At 71.4% G+C, this 12,396-nt stretch carries 12 protein-coding genes; 6 read left to right on the forward strand and 6 right to left on the reverse strand.

The features are described from left to right. Positions 1-28 precede the first annotated feature (28 nt). From ABZZ17_RS02910 to ABZZ17_RS02925, 4 genes are all read left to right on the forward strand, one after another. Complete coding sequence (locus ABZZ17_RS02910) at positions 29-472, forward strand: nuclear transport factor 2 family protein (RefSeq protein ID WP_356871277.1); 444 nt, start codon at positions 29-31, stop codon at positions 470-472. Positions 473-603: 131 nt separating this feature from the next. After that, positions 604-963, forward strand: coding sequence for a dihydroneopterin aldolase (gene folB, locus ABZZ17_RS02915; RefSeq protein ID WP_150209025.1), 360 nt, complete (start codon positions 604-606; stop codon positions 961-963). Then, positions 960-1,568 (forward strand): 2-amino-4-hydroxy-6-hydroxymethyldihydropteridine diphosphokinase, encoded by a 609-nt coding sequence (gene folK / locus ABZZ17_RS02920; protein ID WP_356871279.1) that lies wholly within the window; start codon positions 960-962, stop codon positions 1,566-1,568. The genes folB and folK overlap by 4 nt, the downstream gene beginning before the upstream one ends. Before the next feature lie 46 nt (positions 1,569-1,614). Further along, positions 1,615-2,100: a DUF3180 domain-containing protein gene (locus ABZZ17_RS02925; protein WP_356871281.1), complete on the forward strand. Its 486-nt coding sequence runs from the start codon at positions 1,615-1,617 to the stop codon at positions 2,098-2,100. Between the two features lie 78 nt (positions 2,101-2,178). Here ABZZ17_RS02925 and folE read toward each other — a convergent pair whose 3' ends face one another. The 6 genes from folE to dacB form a co-directional block, all read right to left on the reverse strand. Further along, a complete protein-coding gene (gene folE / locus ABZZ17_RS02930; protein WP_356871283.1) occupies positions 2,179-2,787 on the reverse strand; it encodes a GTP cyclohydrolase I FolE in 609 nt (202 codons plus the stop codon). A gap of 96 nt (positions 2,788-2,883) precedes the next feature. Continuing rightward, positions 2,884-4,914, reverse strand: coding sequence for an ATP-dependent zinc metalloprotease FtsH (gene ftsH / locus ABZZ17_RS02935; RefSeq protein ID WP_356871285.1), 2,031 nt, complete (start codon positions 4,912-4,914; stop codon positions 2,884-2,886). A 242-nt stretch (positions 4,915-5,156) separates the two neighbouring features. Continuing rightward, positions 5,157-5,717, reverse strand: coding sequence for a hypoxanthine phosphoribosyltransferase (gene hpt / locus ABZZ17_RS02940; protein ID WP_030158549.1), 561 nt, complete (start codon positions 5,715-5,717; stop codon positions 5,157-5,159). Between the two features lie 66 nt (positions 5,718-5,783). Beyond that, positions 5,784-6,833, reverse strand: a complete 1,050-nt coding sequence (gene tilS / locus ABZZ17_RS02945) for a tRNA lysidine(34) synthetase TilS (RefSeq protein ID WP_356871288.1) — start codon at positions 6,831-6,833, stop codon at positions 5,784-5,786. A 271-nt stretch (positions 6,834-7,104) separates the two neighbouring features. Further along, positions 7,105-8,262 (reverse strand): zinc-dependent metalloprotease, encoded by a 1,158-nt coding sequence (locus ABZZ17_RS02950; RefSeq protein ID WP_356871290.1) that lies wholly within the window; start codon positions 8,260-8,262, stop codon positions 7,105-7,107. Positions 8,263-8,300: 38 nt separating this feature from the next. Then, positions 8,301-9,740 (reverse strand): D-alanyl-D-alanine carboxypeptidase/D-alanyl-D-alanine-endopeptidase, encoded by a 1,440-nt coding sequence (gene dacB / locus ABZZ17_RS02955; protein ID WP_356871292.1) that lies wholly within the window; start codon positions 9,738-9,740, stop codon positions 8,301-8,303. Positions 9,741-9,903: 163 nt separating this feature from the next. On the opposite strand from dacB, the gene ABZZ17_RS02960 reads away from it, so the two are divergent. Further along, the gene (locus tag ABZZ17_RS02960; RefSeq protein ID WP_008742522.1) at positions 9,904-10,398 is read left to right on the forward strand and encodes an inorganic diphosphatase; all 495 of its coding nucleotides are present in this window, start codon (positions 9,904-9,906) and stop codon (positions 10,396-10,398) included. A 348-nt stretch (positions 10,399-10,746) separates the two neighbouring features. Further along, positions 10,747-12,390, forward strand: a complete 1,644-nt coding sequence (locus tag ABZZ17_RS02965; protein WP_356871293.1) for a threonine/serine exporter family protein — start codon at positions 10,747-10,749, stop codon at positions 12,388-12,390. Positions 12,391-12,396 lie beyond the last annotated feature (6 nt).

Genomic DNA, 12,396 nt, shown 5'->3' on the forward strand with positions numbered 1-12,396 from the left:
TCCGCCGGACAGACAGGGAAGGGGCACGGTGAGCCGTACCGACATCGAAGCCGTCGAAGAGGTCAACGCGGCCTTCTACGAGGCCATGGAGCGGGGGGACTTCGACGCACTGTCGGCGCTCTGGCTCGAAGACGAGATCTCCTGCGTGCACCCGGGCTGGCCGGTCCTCTCGGGCCGCGGGGAGGTGCTGCGCTCGTACGCGCTGATCATGTCCCACACCGAGTACATCCAGTTCTTCCTCACCGACACCAAGGTGGCCCTGATAGGCGACACCGCCCTGGTCACGTGCACCGAGAACATCCTCAGCGGCGGGCCCGCCGAGGACGGCGGCGAGCTGGGCCCCCTCGTGGGCCAGCTGGTGGTCGCCACGAATGTGTTCCGACGCACACCGGAGGGCTGGCGGCTCTGGTCCCACCACGGTTCTCCGGTCCTCACGGACTCCGATGACGAGGAAGAAGAGGGCACCGACTGACCCCAAGGGCGGGGCCCGGGCTCCATCGCAGGTAAATTCGAAGGCGGACGACGCCGACCGCACTCGGCGTAGGCCCATGGCCCCGGGTGTCCCGGGGGCCGGAAGCACCTACGAAAGCAGGAGTGATTCGCGTGGATCGTGTCGCGCTGCGCGGCCTCAAGGCTCGCGGGCACCACGGCGTCTTCCCCCGGGAGCGCGAAGAGGGCCAGACCTTCATCGTCGACCTCGTGCTGCACATCGACACCCGCCCCGCGGCGGCCGACGACGACCTGGCCAAGACCGTGCACTACGGAGTGGTCGCCGAGGAAGTCGTCGACGTGGTCCAGGGCGAGCCCGTGGACCTGATCGAGACGCTCGCCGAGCGGATCGCCCAGCAGTGCCTCAAGCACGAAGCGGTGGCACAGGTGGAGGTCGTCGTCCACAAGCCGGACGCGCCCATCACCGTCCCCTTCGACGACGTGACCATCACGATCACCCGGAGCCGCGCATGAACAACGGACTGAACGCACAGAGCGACCCCACCGTCCAGCCGGTGCCCGCCTCCGTCGTCGAGGCGGTCGACGCGGCGGACGTCACGCTGTCCAACCCCAAATGGGCCGTCGTCGCGCTCGGCGCGAACCTCGGCAACCGGCTGGAGACCCTCCAGGGCGCCATCGACGCCCTCGGCGACACCCCGGGCCTGCGGGTCAAGGCCGTCTCCCCCGTCTACGAGACCGAGCCGTGGGGCGTCGAGCCCGGCTCGCAGCCCTCGTACTTCAACGCGGTCATCGCGGTGAAGACCACCCTGCCGCCGTCGTCGCTCCTGGAGCGCGGCCACGCCATCGAGGAGGCCTTCGACCGCGTCCGCGAGGAGCGCTGGGGGCCCCGCACCATCGACGTCGACATCGTCTCCTACGCCGACGTGGTCTCCGACGACCCCGTCCTCACCCTCCCGCACCCCCGCGCCCACCAGCGGGCCTTCGTCCTCGCCCCCTGGCACGACATCGACCCCGAGGCCCAGGTCCCCGGCATCGGCCCCGTCGCCGCCCTGCTGGCCGGAATCGGCCTGGCCGGCGTCACGGCACGCCCGGACCTGGAACTCCGCCTCCCCGAGTAGTCGTTAGCCTGTTCACTGCTACTGGCTGAAAGTGGGGAACGGGCAAGTGAAGCAACTGAGGCCGGCGGTCCTGGCGGGCATCTTCCTGATCGCCGGGGTCCTGTCCTGGGCGGGTGCCCGGCTGTGGAACGCCTACGGGACCCTGCCGGGCGTCCCGCTGGCCGCCCCGATCGTGCTGGCCGTCATCGCGGCCGTGCTGTTCGCCACCGCCCTGTCGATGCGGAGCCGGCTGAAGGCCCAGCGCGAGCGGCGTCCGGGGGCCAAGGGCGTCGAGCCGCTGATGGCGGCCCGCGCCGTGGTCTTCGGGCAGGCCAGCGCCCTCGTCGCGGCGCTCGTCGCCGGCATGTACGGCGGGGTCGGCGTCTTCCTGCTCACCGACGCCCTCGACGTGCCCGCCCGCCGCGACCAGGCCTGGTACGCGGGCGGCTCCGTCCTCGCGGGCGCCGCCGTCATCGCCGCCGCCCTCTTCCTGGAGCACGTCCTGAAGCTCCCCGAGGACGACGACCCGGGCAAGGCCCCGGCCACGGCCTGAGGCGCCCCGGGGAGGCCGCGGGCCCCGGCCGAGGTACCCGGGCCCTCGGGGGGACGGCTCGGCCGCTCCCGGACCGGATCAGCGCGCGATGATCAGGGACATGGCCTCGTTGCGGGTCGCCGGATCGCGGAGCTGGCCGCGAACCGCCGAGGTGATGGTCTTCGCGCCGGGCTTGCGGACGCCGCGCATGGTCATGCACATGTGCTCGCACTCGATGACCACGATGACCCCGCGCGGGTCCAGTATCTCCATCAGGGAGTCCGCTATCTGGGTGGTCAGCCGCTCCTGGACCTGCGGCCGGCGGGCGAAGACGTCCACGAGCCGGGCCAGCTTCGACAGGCCGGTGATCTTGCCGTCGGAGGACGGGATGTAGCCGACGTGCGCGACACCGTGGAAGGGCACCAGGTGGTGCTCACAGTTCGACATGACCTCGATGTCCTTGACCAGGACCATCTCGTCGTGGCCCAGGTCGAACGTCGTCGTCAGGACCTCTTCGGGCTTCTGGTAGAGACCGGCGAATATCTCCTTGTACGCCCGCGCCACGCGCGCCGGCGTCTCCAGCAGGCCCTCGCGGTCGGGATCCTCGCCGACCGCGATCAGGAGCTCTCGGACGGCCGCCTCGGCGCGCTTCTCGTCGAACTCGCCGATCGTGCCCTCGCCACCGGTCAGGGTCACTGGGTCGGTCATCTCATCCTCGTTCCTGGTCCGTACACACGGCCACATGAAAAGTGCCGCGCCCCCCAGGCTAGAACCTGGGGGGCGCGGCATCCATTCCGGGCCTGATCAGGCCTCCGGACGCTCCTCCGGGGAGGGCTCCGGGGCCTTCTCCACCGACACGGCCGACGAGGGCGCCGAGGCGCCGTTGGCGGCGTTCGTCAGCTGGAGCTCCTTGGGAGAGAGCACCGGCGGACGGGTGGAGGGGGTGCGGCGGGAGGAGCCGGTCCACGCGGGACGGGCCGGACGCTTCACGATCGTGGAGAAGATCTCGGCGATCTGCTCCTTGTTCAGCGTCTCCTTCTCCAGCAGCGCGAGCACGAGGTTGTCCAGGACGTCCCGGTTCTCGACCAGAATCTCCCAGGCCTCGTTGTGCGCGGTCTCGATGAGCTTCTTGACCTCTTCGTCGACCAGCGCCGCGACCTCTTCCGAGTAGTCCCGCGGGTGCGACATCTCGCGGCCCAGGAACGGCTCGGTGTTGTCGCCGCCGAACTTGATCGCACCGAGACGCTCGGTCATGCCGTACTGCGTGACCATGGCCCGCGCCGTGGCGGTGGCCTTCTCGATGTCGTTCGCCGCGCCCGTCGTCGGGTCGTGGAAGACCAGCTCCTCGGCCGCGCGCCCGCCCAGCATGTACGCCAGCTGGTCGAGCATCTCGTTGCGCGTGGTCGAGTACTTGTCCTCGTCGGGCAGGACCATGGTGTAACCCAGGGCCCGGCCGCGGGACAGGATCGTGATCTTGTGGACCGGGTCGGAGTTCGGGGAGGCCGCCGCGACCAGGGCGTGTCCACCCTCGTGGTACGCGGTGATCTTCTTTTCCTTGTCCGACATGATCCGGGTCCGCTTCTGCGGGCCCGCCACGACGCGGTCGATGGCCTCGTCGAGCGCGTGGTTGTCGATCAGCTTCTTGTCCGAGCGGGCCGTGAGCAGCGCGGCCTCGTTCAGGACGTTGGAGAGATCGGCACCGGTGAAGCCGGGCGTGCGCCGGGCAACCGCGCCCAGGTCGACGTCCGGGGCGACCGGCTTGCCCTTCTGGTGGACCTTGAGGATCTCCAGACGGCCCTGCATGTCCGGGCGGTCGACCGCGATCTGCCGGTCGAAGCGGCCCGGGCGCAGCAGCGCCGGGTCGAGGATGTCAGGACGGTTCGTGGCGGCGATCAGGATGACCCCGCCCTTGACGTCGAAACCGTCCATCTCGACCAGCAGCTGGTTGAGGGTCTGCTCGCGCTCGTCGTGACCGCCGCCGAGACCCGCACCGCGGTGCCGGCCGACGGCGTCGATCTCGTCGACGAAGACGATCGCCGGCGCGTTGGCCTTGGCCTGCTCGAACAGGTCGCGGACACGCGAGGCACCGACACCGACGAACATCTCGACGAAGTCGGATCCGGAGATCGAGTAGAAGGGAACGCCGGCCTCGCCCGCGACGGCGCGCGCGAGCAGGGTCTTGCCGGTGCCGGGCGGGCCGTAGAGCAGCACGCCCTTGGGGATCTTGGCGCCGACGGCCTGGAACTTCGCCGGCTCCTGGAGGAACTCCTTGATCTCGTGGAGTTCCTCGACGGCCTCGTCCGATCCCGCGACGTCGGCGAACGTCGTCTTCGGGGTGTCCTTGGTGATGAGCTTGGCCTTGGACTTCCCGAAGTTCATGACCCGGGAGCCGCCGCCCTGCATCTGGTTCATCAGGAACAGGAAGACCACGACGATGAGGACGAAGGGCAGGAGCGAGAGCAGCACGCTCAGGAACGGGCTGGTCTTGTCCGGGGTGACGGAGTATCCGTCCGGGATCTGACCGGCTTCGTACTTGGTCTGGAGGTTCTGGGCGAGCTGTACGCCCTGATCCCCGATGTAGTTGGCCTGGAACTTGGTGCCGTCGTTGTTGCCGAGCTTCTGGTCCTTCTTGAGCTCGATCTTGATCATCTGGCTGTCGCCGGTGGTCAGCTTGGCGCTCTCCACCTGGCCACTGTTGATCGCCTTGATGACCTCGCTGGTCTCCACCGACTTGTAGCCGCCGCCGGAGCCGACGACGTTCATCAACACGACCACGGCGAGGACGGCCAGCACGATCCACATGACCGGCCCACGGAAGTATCGCTTCACGTCCATCCATACGGGGCGCTAGGCACCCCGTCCCTCCTGCCCGTAGGTAAATGCTGCTGTGAGTAAAGACTGTTCTTCGGAATGTACCCCTGTATTGTCACCCGCGGCCCCGTGGGACGGCTGACAGACCCGCCTTCCCCTGCTCCAACGGCGGGAATCGCCCCGAGGTTCCCCAGGTTCCCCCGCGGTCTTGGCCGGGGGCGCGGTTCCTCGGTGGCGGCTGCGCGGGTGGCGCGGCCAGGGGGGTGTCAGCCGCCGTAGACGTGCGGGGCGAGCGTGCCGACGAACGGCAGGTTGCGGTACTTCTCCGCGTAGTCGAGGCCGTAGCCCACGACGAACTCGTTCGGGATGTCGAAGCCGACCCACTTCACGTCGATCGCGACCTTCGCGGCGTCGGGCTTGCGCAGCAGCGTGACGACCTCCAGGGAGGCCGGCTGGCGCGAGCCCAGGTTCGACAGCAGCCAGGACAGCGTCAGACCGGAGTCGATGATGTCCTCGACGATCAGGACGTGCTTGTCCTTGATGTCGGTGTCCAGGTCCTTGAGGATCCGCACCACGCCGGAGGACTGGGTCCCGGCGCCGTAGGAGGACACCGCCATCCAGTCCATGGTGAGCGGGGTGGACAAGGCGCGCGCCAGGTCCGCCATCACCATCACCGCGCCCTTGAGCACGCCGACGATGAGCAGGTCCTTGCCCGCGTACTCCGCGTCGATCTTCGCGGCCAGCTCGGCCAGCTTCGCGTCGATCTCTTCCTTGGTGATGAGCACCGACTGGAGGTCGCTGCCCATGTCCTTCTCGTCCACCCGCATCACTTTCGTTGTCGGCCGGGGCTCCGGGGGGTGTCCCCGGAGGACTCAGCCGTGTTTCAGCACCAATCAGCCCTGCCGGATGACAAGTCTGCCACCCTGCCGCTGGGCCTCGACGCGGCCGGGCAGGTTGATGGCGCCCTGACCGCGCCAGCCGGTGATGAGGCGGTCCACTTCCTCGATGTGGCGGGCGAACAGGGAACCCGAGGGGGATCCGGCCGCGACCACGGCCCTGCGCAGCACGCGGCGCCGTACGGCCGGGGGCAGGGCGTACAGCTTGGCGCACTCCAGGCGTCCGTCGTCGTCGCGTACGCCGGCCTCCGCGTCGGCGGCCCAGGCGTCCAGGGCGTCCGCGTCGTCCCGGGAGAGCTGCGCGGTGCGGGCGAGCGCCTCGACGACTCCCTTGCCGAGCGCCTTCTCCAGGGCGGGCAGTCCCTCGTGGCGCAGCCGGGAGCGGGTGTAGGCGGGGTCGATGTTGTGCGGGTCGTCCCAGACGGGGAGGGACTGGACCATGCAGGCCTTGCGGGCGGTCTGCCGGTCGATCTGGAGGAAGGGGCGGCGGTAGCGCTTGGTGCGGCCGGGTCCTCCGGAGACCTCCGCCATGCCCGAGAGGGAGCGGATGCCGGAGCCGCGGGCGAGGCCGAGCAGGACGGTTTCCGCCTGGTCGTCACGCGTGTGGCCGAGCAGGACGGCGGCGGCTCCCAGCCGGTCCGCGGCCTCGTCGAGGGCGGAGTAGCGGGCGTCGCGGGCGGCGGCTTCGGGTCCGCCGTCGCGGCCGACGCGCACGGCGACGGACTCCACCGGGTCGAGGCGGAGTGCGGTCATGCGGGTGACGACCTCGGCGGCGCGCAGGTCGGAGCCGGCCTGGAGGCCGTGGTCGACGGTGATGCCGCCGGCCCGGATGCCGAGCTTGGGGGCTTCGAAGGCGAGGGCGGAGGCGAGTGCCATGGAGTCGGCGCCGCCGGAGCAGGCGACGAGGACGAGTGGCGAGGCGCCGTCCGGGGTGCGGGGGGTTCCCCGGGTCGGGGTCCGGGGGTGGTCGGTGAGGTCGGTGAGGACGTCGTGGAGTACGCGGCGGACCGCCAGGCGTATCGCCGCGACCGCAGGATGGGGACCCATGTCCGGTGCCCTTCGTGGAGTTCGGATGCTCGGAGGCGTTGGGGTGGTGCGAGGGGGTGCTGTTCGGCGCTGTTCGGTGCTGCCCGGTTCGCTGTCCGGTGTCCGCGGGATCCCGCGGAGGAGCCCCCGGAAGGAGCGGGTTGTCACTCAGAGTGCGTCGATGGTGACAGAACCGAGCCGTTCCCCGAGCATCGCACGCCCTTGCACGGCCCACGGTCCCTCGGACGGGTGACGCTGCTTCCCCCAGTGAGACATGTTTACGCCCCCTGCGTCACCTTCCTTCGCTCCCTTCGCTCCCCCTGCCGTGCACCCGGGCCACCCAGTCCGCGGGCTTGGCGATCTCCGCTTTGGTCGGCAGCGTGTTCGGTGAGGTCCAGACTCGGTTGAAGCCGTCCATGCCGACCTGGCCGACGACGGCGCGCACGAAGCGCTCGCCGTCGCGGTACTGGCGGAGCTTGGCGTCGAGGCCGAGGAGCTTGCGCAGGGCGGCGTCGAGGCGGCCCGCGCCGCTGGCCCTGCGCTGCTGGAACTTCTCGCGGATCTCGGCGACGGAGGGGACGACCTCGGGTCCGACGCCGTCCATGACGAAGTCGGCGTGGCCCTCCAGGAGGGACATGACGGCGGTGAGGCGGCTCAGCACCTCGCGCTGTTCGGGGGTCTGGACGAGCTCGACGAGCGAGCGGCCCTCGTCGCCGTCCTCGGCTTCCGGGCGGGCCCCGGCGAAGGACTGGACGGCCTCGCGGAGGCGTTCCAGGACGGTGGAGGGGTCCATTTCGGTGGCGCCGAGGAACGTCTGGATTTCGCCCTCCAGGTGGGCGCGCAGCCACGGGACGGCCGTGAACTGGGTACGGTGCGTCTCCTCGTGCAGGCAGACCCACAGCCGGAAGTCGTGCGGGTTGACCCCCAGCTCGCGCTCGACGTGCACGATGTTGGGGGCGACGAGGAGCAGCCTGCCGCCGGTCGCGGCGGAGCCGGGCAGGTCGAGGCCGCCCGGTGCGAAGGTCTCGTACTGGCCGAGGACGCGGGAGGCCAGGAAGCTGAGCAGCATGCCCAGCTCGACGCCGGTGACCTTGCCGCCGACCGCGCCGAGGACGGCGCCGCCGGCGCCGGTGCCGCGGCGCTCCTGCATCTTGCCGAGGAGCGGGCCGAGGAGTTCGCGGAACCCGGCCACGTTGGCCTTGACCCATCCGGCCCGGTCGACGACGAGGACGGGCGTGTCGGGGACGGAGGCCCCCCCGTCGGGCAGGGCGGCCATCATCCGGCTGAAGTCGCGCACGTGCTGTTCCGAGGTCCGCGCGTGCCGCCGCAGTTCCGCCACCACGGCCCGGGCCTCGTCGCGGCTGACTTCCGGACCCGGCCGCACGAGCCGGGTCGCGGTCGCCACCGCGAGGTTCCAGTCGACCATCTCCGCACCACCGATGCTCGTCATGCGTAAACCGTACGTGGACCTGCGCCGGAGCGGACCCCCTACGGTGTGGTGGCCACCGCGGCGGCCAGCTTGTCGAGGCCCTTCTCGGCGGCGGGACCGTCGGTGCTGTTGGCGGTGAGGAACGCGAAGGCGAGGAGCCGTCCGGACGGGTCGACGGCGGTGCCGGCGAGGGAGTTCACGCCGGTCAGGGTGCCCGTCTTGGCCCGGAGCAGGCCCGCGGCGGGGGAGGTGCCGGCGTTGCGGGCGCGCAGGGTCCCGGTGAATCCGGCGACGGGCAGGCCGGTGAGGACGGGCCGCAGCTCGGGGTGGCGGGGGTCGGCGGCCTTGGCGAGGAGCCCGGTCAGGAGCCGGGTGCTGACCTTGTCGGCGCGGTTCAGGCCGCTGCCGTCGGCGAAGCGGGAGCCGGTGACGTCGAGGCCGAGGGCGGCGAGCTCGTCGGAGACGGCCTTCTCGGCGCCCTCGAAACTGGCGGGGGCGCCGGCGGCGAGGGCGGTCTGCCGGGCGAGGGCTTCGGCGATGTCGTTGTCGCTGTTGGTCAGCATCCGCTCGACGAGCCCCGCGAGCGGGGTGGAGTGGGTGGCGGCCAGCGGCTGCGCCCCGGCGGCGGCCTTGGTGCGGGCGGGGTCGCCGGTGACCTTGATGCCGCGTTCGCGGAGCAGGGCGGCGAAGGCGGCGGCGGTGTCCGTCGAGGGGTCGTCGCTGCGCTCGACGGGCCCGGAGACGGATTCGTCGGGGCGTCCTTCGTCGGCCGTGAGGGCGGTGACGGGGGCGATGTTGTCGTTGCGGCCGATCGGGTGCCGGACGGCGCCGGTGTAGAGGAAGTCGTCGTAGCCGAGGGTGACGGTGTCGGTGCCGGCGGCCTTGAGGGCCTGGGCGGTGTCGGCGGCGAGGGCGACGAGGCTGCCGCCGGATCCGGCGGGGCTCTTCTTCTTCGCGGTGAGCGAGGGGTCGCCGCCGCCGACCAGGACGATCTGCCCGGGCCCGGCCCCGGGGACCACCGTGGTCCGGATCCGGTGCTCGGGGCCGAGGGCGGCCAGCGCTGCCGCCGCCGTGGCGATCTTGATGGTGGAGGCCGGGGTCATGGCCTCGCCCGGCCCGGACTCGTAGAGGACCCGGCCGGTCGCGGTGTCGACCACCGAGGCGCTGCGGACGGTACCGAGCGCGCGGTCGGCGAGCAGCGGCCCGAGGACCCCGGCCAGCGCCGCGGAGCCGCCGGGGGCCGCGGCGGCCGGCTGGTCGGGCGCTCCGGTGCGCGGGGCGATGCCGGGCAGCACTCCGGGGGCGCTGGGCGCGGGCCGCGGCAGGCCGCCGGCGACGTGATCTCCGCCACCCGTATGGCTCCAGGAGGCGGCCCTGTCCCGCTCGGCCTTACGCTGGCCGGAGTCCCACGGACCGGCGGCTGCCACCGTCACCGCCGAGAGGGCGAGGCCGGCGACGGCCGACCCCGCGATGAGCTGCCACGTCTTGACCAATGGCACCTCGGACCAGCCCCTTTCGCGATCACACATATGCGTGAGGGACACTTAACCACTGCGTCTTGCCGCGAGCATGGCACCCCACCCGACAGGGCCGGGCCGGACGCGCACGCAGTTGAATTCAATGCAGTCCCGAAGCATGAAGCTGGACATGGAGGAGCAGGACGTGGAGTTCGACGTCACCATCGAGATCCCCAAGGGTTCGCGGAACAAGTACGAGGTGGACCACGAGACCGGCCGGATCCGTCTGGACCGTCGCCTCTTCACCTCGACCAGCTACCCGGCCGACTACGGCTTCGTCGAGAACACCCTCGGCGAGGACGGCGACCCGCTGGACGCGCTGGTCATCCTGGACGAGCCGACCTTCCCCGGCTGCCTGATCAAGTGCCGCGCGATCGGCATGTTCCGCATGACGGACGAGGCGGGCGGCGACGACAAGCTGCTGTGCGTGCCGGCCTCGGACCCGCGTGTCGAGCACCTGCGCGACATCCACCACGTCTCCGAGTTCGACCGCCTGGAGATCCAGCACTTCTTCGAGGTCTACAAGGACCTGGAGCCGGGCAAGTCCGTCGAGGGCGCGAACTGGGTCGGCCGCACCGAGGCCGAGGCCGAGATCGAGGCCTCGTACAAGCGCCTGGAGGCGCAGGGCGGCCACCACTGAGCTCCGCTCGGTGAGGTTCCGTCGGCGCCTTGCGCCGACCGGCTGACATGACGACGGGCGGCACCCTTCCGGGGGTGCCGCCCGTTCGTCGTGTCCGGGGCCGGACGGGCGTGTTCCGGAGAGGTGCCGGAGGAACGCCGGAGGGACGCCGGAGCAGCGCCGCAGGAATGCCGTAAGGGGGACCGGAGGGACGCCGCAGGGGCGCCGCAGGGGCGCCGGGAGATTACGGGCGGCCCGGCGGAGGAACACGGGCCGGTGCGGTACCGAACCGGCGGACGATCGTCCGCTTCGCCGGGGAGGAAACGATTCCGCATACTTGTGACCGGGCTGGCCAGGACAGGAGGACGCGTGGCGGAGGCCGAAGGACCGGGTTCCGAGGACCGGAAGCCGAAGTCGGACGAGGCGCGCAGCGCCTTCACACCGCCGCCCGGCATCGCGTCGGAGGTCCCGGAGGACGACCAGCCGACCTCGGAGTTCGCCGTCCCCGACGGCATGGCCGCGGTGCCCGTGGAGCCCGAGGGCTCCGCCTTCGCCGCCCCGGCCACCTACAGCGCCCAGCACTCCCCGCCGGCGTACACCCCCGGGATGAGCGGTCTCCCCGTGTCCCGGATGAAGGAATCGCCCTGGCAGGACCGCATGCGCGTCATGCTGCGCATGCCGGTGGACGTCCGCCCGGTGGCCGAGCCGGTGCAGAAGGGCGAGAGCGGACCCGCGGTGGGGCGCGTGCTCGACCTCACGCTGCGCATCGGCGAGCTGCTCCTGGCGGGCGGCGAGGGCGCCGAGGACGTCGAGGCGGCCATGTTCGCCGTCGCCCGCTCGTACGGGCTCGACCGCTGCGAACCCACGGTCACCTTCACCCTGCTCTCCATCACCCACCAGCCCTCCCTGGTGGACGACCCCGTCTCGGCGAACCGCACCGTGCGCCGCCGCGGCACGGACTACACCCGGCTCGCGGCCGTCTTCCGGCTGGTGGACGACATCAGCGCGCACGAGGTGGAGGTCTCCCTGGAGGAGGCCTACCGCCGCCTCGCCGAGATCCGCCGCAACCGCCACCCGTACCCCTCCTGGGTGCTCACGGCCGCCGCCGGGCTGCTCGCCGGGGCCGCGTCGACGCTGGTCGGCGGTGGGGTGACGGTGTTCTTCTGCGCCGTCCTCGGCGCCGTCCTCGGCGACCGGCTGGCCTGGTACTGCGCCGGGCGCGGGCTGCCGGAGTTCTACCAGTTCGTGGTCGCGGCGATGCCCCCGGCCGCGATCGGGGTGGCCCTGAAGATCGCCGAGATCGACGTCCGCGCCTCCGCCGTGATCACCGGTGGGCTGTTCGCGCTGCTGCCCGGGCGGGCCCTGGTCGCGGCCGTGCAGGACGGCCTGACCGGCTTCTACATCACCGCCTCGGCCCGGCTCCTGGAGGTCATGTACCTCTTCATCGGAATCATCGTGGGCGTGCTCGTGGTGATCTACGTCGGCCTGCAGTTCGGCGCCGAACCGAACGCGGACGAGGTGCTCCAGATCCCGTCCCGGCCGGTGCTCCAGATCGTCGCCTCGATGGTCCTGGTGTTCACCTTCGCCATCCTGCTCCAGCAGGAGCGCTCCACGGTGCTGATCGTGACCCTGAACGGCGGGGTGGCCTGGGTGACCTTCGGGGCGCTGCGGGCCGCGGAGCTGCCGGCGGTGCCGTCCACGGCCATCGCGGCCGGTCTGGTCGGCCTCTTCGGGCAGCTCTTCTCCCGTTACCGGTTCGCCTCCGCCCTGCCGTACGTGACGGCGGCCATCGGGCCGCTGCTGCCGGGCTCCGCGACGTACTTCGGGCTGCTGTCGATCGCCGAGAACCGACTGGACACCGGGCTGGCCTCGCTGACCAACGCGGCGGCCATCGCCCTCGCCATCGCGGTCGGGGTCAACCTCGGTTCGGAGACCTCCCGCCTGTTCATGCGGATCCCGGGGGCGGAGAGCGCCGCGAAGCGCCGGGCGGCGAAGCGGACCCGCGGCTTCTGACCGCCG

Source organism: Streptomyces sp. NPDC006512 (assembly GCF_040611935.1).
In the GTDB taxonomy this organism is placed as follows: domain Bacteria; phylum Actinomycetota; class Actinomycetes; order Streptomycetales; family Streptomycetaceae; genus Streptomyces.

Excerpts from the sequence above, each read along its gene's own strand:
- folK (WP_356871279.1), top strand. The coding sequence starts at position 960 with ATGAACAACGGACTGAACGCACAGAGCGACCCCACCGTCCAGCCGGTG.
- folE (WP_356871283.1), bottom strand. The coding sequence starts at position 2,787 with ATGACCGACCCAGTGACCCTGACCGGTGGCGAGGGCACGATCGGCGAG.
- ftsH (WP_356871285.1), bottom strand. The coding sequence starts at position 4,914 with ATGGACGTGAAGCGATACTTCCGTGGGCCGGTCATGTGGATCGTGCTG.
- hpt (WP_030158549.1), bottom strand. The coding sequence starts at position 5,717 with ATGCGGGTGGACGAGAAGGACATGGGCAGCGACCTCCAGTCGGTGCTC.
- tilS (WP_356871288.1), bottom strand. The coding sequence starts at position 6,833 with ATGGGTCCCCATCCTGCGGTCGCGGCGATACGCCTGGCGGTCCGCCGC.
- ABZZ17_RS02950 (WP_356871290.1), bottom strand. The coding sequence starts at position 8,262 with ATGACGAGCATCGGTGGTGCGGAGATGGTCGACTGGAACCTCGCGGTG.